The 9,975-nt window shown below is 69.1% G+C and carries 8 protein-coding genes; 1 reads left to right on the top strand and 7 read right to left on the bottom strand.

The genetic code is table 11. From position 1 onward, the window contains the following. Positions 1-104: 104 nt before the first annotated feature. Both OP79_RS43240 and OP79_RS43235 read right to left on the bottom strand, forming a co-directional pair. Positions 105-773 (bottom strand): response regulator, encoded by a 669-nt coding sequence (locus OP79_RS43240; protein ID WP_033328627.1) that lies wholly within the window; start codon positions 771-773, stop codon positions 105-107. After that, entirely contained in the window at positions 770-2,053 is a 1,284-nt protein-coding gene (locus tag OP79_RS43235) for a sensor histidine kinase (protein WP_033328626.1), read from the bottom strand. The genes OP79_RS43240 and OP79_RS43235 overlap by 4 nt, the downstream gene beginning before the upstream one ends. 93 nt (positions 2,054-2,146) lie before the next feature. Between OP79_RS43235 and OP79_RS43230 the strand changes: the two genes are divergently transcribed. Then, positions 2,147-2,695, top strand: coding sequence for a GNAT family N-acetyltransferase (locus OP79_RS43230; protein WP_033328625.1), 549 nt, complete (start codon positions 2,147-2,149; stop codon positions 2,693-2,695). A 4-nt stretch (positions 2,696-2,699) separates the two neighbouring features. On the opposite strand, the gene OP79_RS52850 is transcribed toward OP79_RS43230, so the two are convergent. The 5 genes from OP79_RS52850 to OP79_RS43200 are packed head-to-tail and all read right to left on the bottom strand — an operon-like array spanning position 2,700 to position 9,912. Continuing rightward, positions 2,700-4,733 carry a type IV secretory system conjugative DNA transfer family protein gene (locus OP79_RS52850; RefSeq protein ID WP_078492388.1) on the bottom strand — a complete coding sequence of 678 codons (2,034 nt, stop codon included), beginning with the start codon at positions 4,731-4,733 and terminating at the stop codon, positions 2,700-2,702. Positions 4,734-4,749: 16 nt separating this feature from the next. Further along, positions 4,750-6,174: an ATP-binding protein gene (locus OP79_RS43215; RefSeq protein ID WP_033328623.1), complete on the bottom strand. Its 1,425-nt coding sequence runs from the start codon at positions 6,172-6,174 to the stop codon at positions 4,750-4,752. A 6-nt stretch (positions 6,175-6,180) separates the two neighbouring features. Continuing rightward, the gene (locus OP79_RS43210) at positions 6,181-7,740 is read right to left on the bottom strand and encodes an SCO6880 family protein (protein ID WP_033328622.1); all 1,560 of its coding nucleotides are present in this window, start codon (positions 7,738-7,740) and stop codon (positions 6,181-6,183) included. After that, complete coding sequence (locus OP79_RS43205; RefSeq protein WP_033328621.1) at positions 7,737-9,083, bottom strand: hypothetical protein; 1,347 nt, start codon at positions 9,081-9,083, stop codon at positions 7,737-7,739. Before OP79_RS43205 ends, OP79_RS43210 begins: the two co-directional genes overlap by 4 nt. Then, positions 9,073-9,912 (bottom strand): DUF8175 domain-containg protein, encoded by an 840-nt coding sequence (locus tag OP79_RS43200; protein ID WP_033328620.1) that lies wholly within the window; start codon positions 9,910-9,912, stop codon positions 9,073-9,075. The genes OP79_RS43205 and OP79_RS43200 overlap by 11 nt, the downstream gene beginning before the upstream one ends. Between the last annotated feature and the right edge of the window lie 63 nt (positions 9,913-9,975).

Here is a 9,975-nt window from a genome sequence, read left to right as displayed (position 1 = left end):
CACAGCGCCGATGGTACTGCAGGGGGGACCCTGTGGGAGAGTAGGACACCGCCGAACAAACATTGAGAAAGCCCCACACCTTTTGGTGTGGGGCTTTCTGCATTTCAGGACGGCCATACCAGCCTTGTGTCGTACGCCAGGATCACCGCCTGAATCCGATCTCTCGCCCCCGTCTTGGCGAGAATTCTGCTCACGTGCGTCTTTACCGTCGACTCCGCGAGATGAAATCGGGAAGAGATCTCGGCGTTTGTCCAGCCCTGACCGATGACGGTGAGGATTTCCCGTTCTCGTTCTGTCAGGACAGCGAGTCGGGGGTCCAGGGAAGTGGAGTCGGTCGGGGCCGTGGATGGTAGGTGCTGGACGTATGCGTCGAGGAGTCGTCGGGTCAGGCTTGGGGCCACCACCGCATCTCCTGTCGACACTGCACGGATTCCTGAGAGCAGTTCTTCGGGGAGTGCGTCCTTGATGAGAAAGCCGCTGGCACCTGCGCGTAAGCCGGCATACGCGTACTCGTCGAGGTCGAAGGTGGTAAGGATGAGGACGCGGGTGCGATCGCCGGACGCGATGATGCGGCGGGTGGCCTCTATGCCGTCGAGGCCGGGCATGCGGATGTCCATGAGGACGACGTCCGGGCGGAGGTCGGCCGACATACGGATCGCCTCCGTGCCGTTGCCCGCCTCTCCCAGCACCGTCATGTCGTCCTGGCTCTCCAGGAGCATGCGGAAGCCCAGGCGCTGGAGGGGCTGGTCGTCGGTGATGAGGACGGTGGTCACGGAGTTGCTTCCTTCGGTGCAGGGAGGGCCTGAGTGGCTGGGAGATGAAGGTGGACCCGCCAGCCGCCGGTCGGCAGCGGGCCTGCCTCAAGTGTTCCTTTGTACAGGGCGGTTCGCTCGCGCATTCCGGTCAGGCCGCGGCCTCGGGTGCCGTTGGGATGAGGGCCTCCTCGGCCGGTGTCGGTGACTGTCACTGTGACGGCGCCTCCGTCTTCGTATGAGATCGAGACTTGTGAAGTGGCGCCGGGGCCTGCGTGTTTGAGGGTGTTTGTGAGTGCTTCCTGGATCACGCGGTAGATCGTTATCTGGGTGCCGGTGGAGACGGGGTGTGGGCGGCCGTGGGTCTTGATGCGCACGGGGAGGCTGGCGGATCGTACGCCTTCGATGAGGTGGTCGAGGTCCCTGAGGGAGGGCTGGGGGGTCAGTTCGGCGGTGGGGGCTTCCTCGCGTAGGACGTCGAGGAGGCGGCGGAGTTCGGTGAGGGCCTGGCGGCTGGTCGTGCCGATGGCTTCCAGGGCCTGGGCGGCTCGTTCCGGGGACTTGGCTGCCGCGTAGGAGCCGCCGTCGGCGAGGCCTGTGATGACCGAGAGGTTGTGGCCGATGATGTCGTGCATCTCGCGGGCTATGCGGGTGCGTTCCGCTGCCGCGGCGAGTTGGGTCTGCTGGTCGCGTTCTACTTCCAGCTGGCGGGCGCGTTCGTGGAGCGAGGCCAGGTACTCCTGGCGGGTGCGGACGGCTATGCCGCCGACTGCCGACAGAGCGAGGCCCATCATGACCGGGACGATGAGTGCGCCGGGGCCGCCCTGATCGTCGGGGTAGCGGAAACCGGCGATCCAGAAGGGTGCCACGGCGAGAACGTAGGACCAGAGCAGGGTGCGCAAGCGGGTGCGTAGAGCGATGTTGAAGATGACGACGAGCAGAGTCGTGGAGGCTTGCAGGACCGCGCCCGACCAGACGTTGGCGACGGAGAACGGCAGCATCACCAGCAGGACTGCGAAGGGATGGCTGCGGCGCCAGAACAGCGGGGCCGAGAAGCCCAGGGACATCGCTCCGAGCAGCCACGTCGGTGTATCGGGGTTCTCCGTGACGCTCTTCCAGCCGCCGCTGAGGAAGTCGGTGAGGCAGGCGGTGACGTAGAAGCCGGTGAGCAGGACGTCCCACACCCACGAGCGGCGTCGGTCGAAGGCGCGTACCCGCTGGACGAGGTGGTGGAACTGGCGGGTGAGGGGTTGCCCGTTGTGGGTCCAGTCGCCCTGCCAGTCCTGTTCGCGAGTTGCCACGGGGACATCCTCGTATGCGGTGCAGGGGCGGGGCGTCGGGCGGTGGCGGGAAATCGAGTGAGGGCGTAGTACCTGGGTATTACGGTGGCGCCCATGGACCCTGTGATCCGTTCCATACGTGCCGACGAGTGGCCCGCGGTGAAGGAGCTGCGGCTGGCTGGGCTGCGGGACCCGGTGGCGCATCTCGCTTTTCTCGAGACGTACGAGGAGGCCGTGGCCAAGCCCGACGGTTTCTGGCGGGAGCGGGCGGCGGGGGCTGCGGAGGGTGTGGCCGAGCGGCGGCAGTTCGTGGCCGAGGAGGGCGACGGGCGGTGGGTCGGGTCGGTGGTTGTGCTTGTTGAGGAGGCGGGGGTCGAGGGGACGTTCGGGGGTGTGAGTGAGGTGCGGCAGGGGCATCTCGTGGGGGTTTTTGTGCGGCCCGAGGCGCGAGGGGTGGGGCTTACCGAGAGGCTCTTCGCACACGCCCTGGAGTGGGCCTGGGAAGCGGCCGGGGTCGAGCGGGTGCGGCTGTTCGTGCACGAGCGGAACGCGCGGGCCGAGGGGTTCTACCGGAAGATCGGGTTCGTACCGACGGGGAAGACCGTTCCTGTGCCGGGTGATCCCGCCGTGCGGGAGCTGGAGTTCGTGATGAAGCGGCCCTGAGGTGCTAGGCCGGGAGCTCCTGGTTGGGCCAGCGGGTGCGGGCCTGTTCTCGGGAGCGGAGGAGGGCCAGGGTGGGCATGCCTCGGTCGGCTCCTGTGGTGAGCAGGTCCGGGAGCTGGGGGAGGGGCGCCACCGCGGCCACGTCGTCCAGGACGAGGGTGAGTGGTGGGTCGAGGCGGCCGGAGGATGACCGTTCGGCCATGCGCCGGCCGCGCTCGACCACGCTTGAGGCGAGGGCCGTCAGAAGTGGCATCGCGCTCGGGTTCGTTTTGGGGTCCTCGATGGGTTCACCCACCACATAAAGCGTGCCCCCTTCGTTGACGAAGGAATCCAGGGTGAGGGCGTCAGTTCGGTTGGGGGTGCAGGCCTCGCGGACGTTCACTGTGAAGAGGGAGGAGAGGGCGCGAGCTGTCAACTCCTGGGCGATGTCGCGGCGTTCGGGGTACGAGGTGAGGGCGGCCTCGAGTTCGCCTGCGGAGCCGGAGGCGGCCTTGGGGTTCGTACGGAGGATGCGTACGGCTTCCTGGACCCCGGTGCCCTGGGCCCAGCGGTGGAGGTGGCGGATGGTGCGGCCGTCTGCTGCGGCGGCGTGGAGGTAGCTGCGCAGGAGAGTTTCCGCGACGTCTGCGACCGCCTGGTCCATTTTGGCGGTGGGGCGGACCGGGGCGAGGAGGGCTGCCGCCCTGGCCCTCGCGGTGTCCTTGTCCTGGCAGCCGGTTGAGGGGGACCAGTGGAGGCGGGCCGGGGTGTCGCAGAGGTGGGAGGGGTCGTAGAGGAGGACGGGACCGAGTTTTGCCCGGGCGTCCTTGGTGTCCGACCAGAGGGTGGGGTTGGAGGTGATGACGAGGGCGGGGCCCTCGGCGTCCCGTACGGCTTCGGTGGCGAGGGGGTGGCGGGTTTGTGGGGGGCCGAGGACGACGACGGGGCTGCGCGGGTTTGGGATGGGGGGCTTTTCCCACCCACCCGCCCGTTTACTGTCGGCTGCATAGGGAGCCGCCCCGGACGGCGGCTCCGCCGCCGGGCCCGTCGGTCCTCCTGGGAGGAAGGGGGCTGTGGGGGGAGTGGGCGTGTGGGGGTAAGCCGGGCCGGAGGCGGTCGCGGGCCGAAGGGCTGGGGCGGAGCCGGTCGAAGACGGATGGCCGGAGCCGGAGCCGGCCGCGGGCGGCAGCCCCGAGCCTGCCGCGTCCCCGGCCGGGTAACCCGCGCCAGAGTCGGCCGAAAATGGTTGGCCGGAGCCAGTCGCGCCCGCAGACGGGACTTCCGTGCCGGCGGAAGGCGGGAACCCTGGGACGGTCGCGCCCCCGGCGGGGAAGCCCGAGCCAGTATCGGCATCGGCGCCTGGTGGGAGCCCCGAGCCGGCCCAGGGCCGACCGTCCGGACCAGCCTCACCCCCAGGCCGAGCCTCCGAGCCATACGCTCCGCCCGGCTCTCGTCCCGAGCCGGGCACCCCGCCTGGTGGGAGCCCCGAGTCCCCGTGTTGAACCCCCGAGCCGTATGCCGCCCCCGGCGCCGGTACCGAGCCGGGCTGCCCACCCGGCAGCCCTCCGTCCCCCGGACCGTACGCCCCACCCGGCGGCAGCCCCCCGTCCCCAGATGCAGCGCCCGAACCAGCCGTGGCCGTGTCCCCCGGCCGGAGCTCCGAGCCGTACGCGGCAGCCTTGTGTCGTCGGGCAGCCCTCACCGCCCGCCACCTCGCCACCGTGCCCATCACGAACACGGTCAGGACCACCAGCACCATCAACTGGCCGATCAACAGCCCCCAGAACAGCCCGTACCCCGACAGCTGGCCCTCCGGAGTCTCCGGCCAGGCGCCCGCCACGTCGTGCGGTTGCTGGATCAGGTGGCGCATCGCCAGGGGCGTACGGCCGAAGGTGACCTTGGAGGGCCAGGAGCCGTGGTCGAAGAGGCCGGCGAGGCCTGTTGCCGACCACACCAGGACGGTCATGCCCAGGAGGAACGCGAGCACCCCGATCACCAGGCCGTCGGGGACGCCCCCTTCACCGCGTTCGTGCTCCCGGCCTCGCTCGTACGGTCTCATCTCGCCCCTGTCGCTCTTACGCCACCGTGGACTCGGACGAGTCGTCGAGATCGCTCAGGTGTTGCTCCATGAACGTCGCTGCTCGCTCCTCAGCCTCCAGCTCGGCGGCCCGTAGCGCGTCGTCCGACAGGTCGGGGGCGGACGACTCGGTCATGGCGCGGTCGGTGAAGACGAGGGGGCGTTCCATCTCGGTGATCAGGTGTTTGACCACCTGGACGTTGCCGTTGACGTCCCACACCGCGATGCCGGGCGAGAGGGTGGGGATGATCTCCACCGCCCAGCGAGGGAGGCCCAGGACCCGGCCCGTCGCTCTCGCCTCGTCCGCCTTCTGGGCGTAGATCGTCCGCGTCGACGCCATCTTCAGGATGGCCGCCGCCTCCTTCGCCGCCGCTCCGTCCACCACGTCGGACAGGTGGTGCACCACCGCCACGAAAGACAGACCCAGCCGTCGGCCGAACTTCAGCAGCCGCTGGAAGAGTTGGGCCACGAACGGGCTGTTGATGATGTGCCAGGCCTCCTCGACGAGGAAGATGCGCTTCTTCCGGTCGGGGCGGATCCAGGTGTGCTCCAGCCATACGCCGACGATGGCCATCAGGATCGGCATGGCGATGGAGTTGCGGTCGATGTGGGACAGGTCGAAGACGATGAGCGGGGCGTCGAGGTCGATGCCGACCGTCGTCGGGCCGTCGAACATGCCGCGCAGGTCGCCGTCGACCAGGCGGTCCAGGACGAGTGCCACGTCCAGACCCCAGGCCCGTACGTCGTCCAGGGCGACGTTCATCGCCTCGGCCGACTCCGGCTCGGGGTGGCGCAGTTGCTCGACGATGTCGGTGAGGACGGGCTGGCGGTTGGTGATCGTCCCGTTGACGTAGGCGTGCGCGACCTTCAGGGCGAAGCCGGAGCGCTCATCGAGGCCGTGACCCATCGCGACCTCGATGATCGTCCGGAGCAGGGCCAGCTGGCCCGTCGTGGTGATCGACGGGTCGAGCGGGTTGAGGCGGATTCCCATGTCCAGGGCCGCTGTCGGGTCGAGGCGGATGGGGGTGATCCCCAGCTGCTGGGCGATGAGGTTCCATTCGCCCACGCCGTCCTCGCCCTGTGCGTCGAGTACGACGACCTGGCGGTCGCGGAACCTCAACTGCCGTAGTACGTACGTCTTCTCCAGGGCCGACTTGCCGTTGCCGGACTCGCCGAGCACGAGCCAGTGGGGCGCCGGGAGCTGCTGCCCGTACAGCTGGAAGGGGTCGTAGATGTAGCCCTTCCCGGAATACACCTCACGGCCGATGATGACGCCGGAGTCGCCGAGGCCGGGTGCGGCGGTCGGGAGGTAGACCGCCTGGGCCTGGCCCGTCGAGGTGCGCACCGGCAGGCGGGTCGTCTCGACCTTGCCGAACAGGAACGACGTGAAGGTTTCCGTGAGGGCGGACAGCGGGTCCCGCATAGAGTCCTACCTCCGGATGCCGGTCGCGAACGGGAGTGTGTTGACGAAGGCGCGGTGGTGCTCGCGGTCGCACCACTCGAGTTTCAGATACGACTTGCCGGCCGAGGCGCGGATCGTCCGTTTGTCGCGGGCGAGTGCCTCGGGGTTACGGGACGAGACGGTGATGTAGCCGACGAGGTTGACGCCGGCCGCACCGCTCGCGAGGTCCTCGCCGCGCTGGTCGAGGCGGTTGTGCGAGGCGATGTCGCGGGGGTCTACGGTCCGGTTCATCTTGGCCTGGCGGCTGGCCTCCGCCTCGTCGTTCGTCTTCTCGGTCAGCATCCGCTCGATGGCGATCTCGGTGGGTTCGAGGTCCATCGTGACGGCCACGGTGCGGATGACGTCGGGGGTGTGGACGAGCAGCGGGGCAAGGAAGTTGACGCCCACCGGGGTCATCGGCCACTCCTTCACCCAGGCCGTGGCGTGGCACCAGGGCGCGCGGGTGGAGGACTCGCGGGTCTTCGCCTGGAGGTACGTGGCCTCCATGGCGTCCAGCTCGGCCGGCCAGGCGTTGCGTTTCGTCATCGCCTGGATGTGGTCGATGGGGTGGTCGGGGTCGTACATGGAGTGGACGAGGGAGGCCAGGCGGCCCTGTCCGAGTGGCTGCCGTACGCGGATGTCGGCTTCCTGCAGCCGCGAGCAGATGTCCGTCAGCTCACGCGCCATCACGACCGCGAGTCCCGCGTCCTTGTCGAGCTTCTTGCCGCCCTGCGGGCGCGCGGCCCGTGCCATCGCGTGGCCCTCGGCGGCGAGTTCGCGGGAGTAGTGCATGCAGGCGACGAGGTAGGCGCGGTGCTGCTCGCTGCTGGTGGACACCATGGACTGGAGCTGGTCGTACGACTGCTGCAGCCAGCCGGGGGCGCGCTCGTCTCCTCGTACGGCGACGTCCTTGGCGTGGGCGTCGGGGTCGGCGGGGAGGGTGCGGGCGAGGATCTGGAGGCGGGTGACGAAGCCGTCGCCGTTCGCGACGTGCTTCAGCAGCACCCCGAAGCGGTCGACGAGGGCTTCCTGGTCCTCGGAGTCGCGCAGGCCGACGCCCGGGCCCTCGATCTCGATCGCGGCCGTGACGGTGCGCCGGTCGGCGTGCAGGAGGACGGCGATCTCGTCGGGGCCGAAGGGCGCCGCCAGCCACGTAATGCGTCCGATGCCGGGCGGCGGGCCGACCTCGATCTCACGGCCGTCGATGCGGGTGCCGGCTTCCATGACGTTGCTGCGGTACGTCGTGCCGTTGCGGAGCGTCCGCTTGTAACTGCGGTTGATTTCAAACCATTTGTAGAACGTGCGGCGCTTGTACGGCACGTACACCGCGGCGAGCGCCACCATCGGGAAGCCCACGAGCAGGACGATGCGCAGGGAGAGGACGGGGACGAGCAGGCCGCACATCATGCCGAGGAACGCGCCCACGATGATCAGCGCGATCTCGCCGGATTCGCGGTTCTTGCCGACGATCGCGTTCGGCCGGGCGCGGCCGATCAGATATGTACGGCGGGGCGTGACCGGATGGGACACATGGGACTCGGTCGTCAACGCCCTTCACCTCCCGAGCGGTTGGTACTACTGCTGCTGTTACGTGTGCCGGCATGGGGGGTGTTCGCCGGGCTGTTGCGCGGCGGGGGTGCGGCGGGGACGGATCCGCCTCCGCCGCCTCCGTTGGAGGAGGGGCGGGTGCTGTGGGCGGCTACGCCGGCGGAGGCCGCGTTGGCGGGGCGGGCACCGCCGCCGCTGTTGCCTCCGCCACCGCCGCCGTTGTTGTCGGCGCGGGTGCTGTGTGTCTTGATGCCCTGCGCGACGAGGGTGGCCGGGGAGCTGATGACGGCCGCGGCCTTGCCTTCGGCGCCCTGCATGATGCGGTTGTTGCGGGAGTTGGCGATCTCGTCGCCGAAGCCCGGTACGAAGCGGTAGATCATCGCGCTCGCGAAGATGGCCAGCAGGATGATGGCGAGGCCGGACACGACGGCCGAGAAGGCGTCGGGCCCGTCCTCGGCGGACAGCGCGCCCGCGAGGCCGAGCACGATCACGATCACCGGCTTCACCAGGATCACCGCGATCATGATGCCCGCCCAGCGGCGTACGTGGCCCCACAGGTTCTTGTCGACCAGGCCCGCGTACACGACGGTGCCGAGCAGCGCGCCCACATAGAGCAGGGCGGCTCGGATGACCAGCTCCAGCCACAGGACGCCCGCTGCGAGGATGGACACGAGGGAGACGACGATCAGCATGATCGGGCCGCCGCCGATGTCCTCGCCCTTCTCCAGGGCGCCGGAGAAGTTGCCGAAGAAGGTGTCCGTCTGGTTGCCGGTCGTCTGAGCGAGGACTTCTGATACGCCGTCGGTCGCCGAGACGACCGTGTAGAGGATCAGCGGCGTGAAGGCCGACGCCAGGACGGTCAGCCAGAGGAAGCCGATCGCCTCCGAGATGGCCGTGGTGAGCGGCACGCCTCGTACGGCCCGCTTGGCGACCGCCAGCAGCCAGAGGATGAGGGTGAGGATCGTCGAGGCCGCGAAGACGACTGCGTACTGCTGGAGGAACTTGGGGTTCGTGAAGTCGACGTTCGCCGTTTCTTTGACGGCTTCGCTGAGCTTGTCGATGGTCCAGGAGGCGGCGTCTGCGCAGCCTTTGGCGAGGGAGGAGAGGGGGTCGAGGGTGGAGGTGGGGTCGGTTAGGCCGCCTCCGCCGCCTCCTCCTCCGGAGCCGCCTTCTTCCTCGCAGTACTCCCTGGCAGGGCCGGCGATCAGCTCGCAGGGGTCGTCGGACGGCGCTGGCGTCGGGGATTCCGCGGCGTAGGCGTGCGAGGCCAGCAGCACGGCTGTGGTCTGTACGGCAGCTACGACGCCGGTGAGCTTTAGTACGCGGTGCGGGCTACCTGGCATACGTGAACCCTCCGAACTCCTCGACTGCCTTGCCGATCTCGTCGGCCCCGGAGATGGGATTGTCGCCGTTGACAGGAGTCGGACCGGTCTTCTGACTGGTCTCCAGGACCTTCCAGTCGTCACCGCTCCAGCTCAGCTTCATGGTCACGGTGAACCAGCTGCTGGTCACCGGGTTGGTGGTGCTCTCGCCGGTGAGCCCGAACAGTCCGTTGCACCAGACCTCGACAGTGGCTGCGTCGGCGCTGGAGGACGTGACCTTGGTGCCAGCGGGAAGCGTGCGGTTGACGAAGGTGCTTCCGGAGGGCGCGTTGCCGTCCTCGTCCAGGCCGATTCTCTTGAGGAGAGCCGCTGAGTAGTCGGCGGCGAATCCGGACTGGAGCTTGTCCAGGGCGCTGGGAGCTGCGACGGTCTTCACGATCTCGCGCCGTTTGGAGGCGTTGAACATGCCGTCGGAGCCCAGCGCGGCCGCGTAGTTCGCCGCAGCACTCTGCGCTCCCTGCTCGTCGTGCGCGTAACCGGTGGGGATTCCCCCGGCCTTCGACTGAACCGGCTGCTCCCCGGACGCGGCCGTAGGCGCCGCCTCCGCTCTCTCCCCGTCCCCGTCCGACGATCCGGAATCACCGCCACCACGATTCGCGAAGGCGATGGCCGCGATCAGGAGCACCACCACGCCCACCACCGTGATGAGGCTGCGGGAGGACGAACGGCCCCCGCGGCGCGCGCCGCCGTAGGGGTCGCCGGCGCTGTCGGGGTACCGCGTACGGGTCTGGCCGGAGCCCCCGTACCCGTCGTTGTCGCCGCGCGAACCGTGCTCGTCGCCGAGACTCATGCCGCGTACGCCCCCTCAACCTCATGCTGGACCGCGTAGTCGTAGTACGACGGTAGCCGCGCT

Source organism: Streptomyces yerevanensis, from assembly GCF_000716805.1.
GTDB classification, from domain to species: Bacteria; Actinomycetota; Actinomycetes; order Streptomycetales; family Streptomycetaceae; genus Streptomyces; species Streptomyces flaveus.
This window is presented reverse-complemented; position numbering and strand designations above follow the sequence as displayed.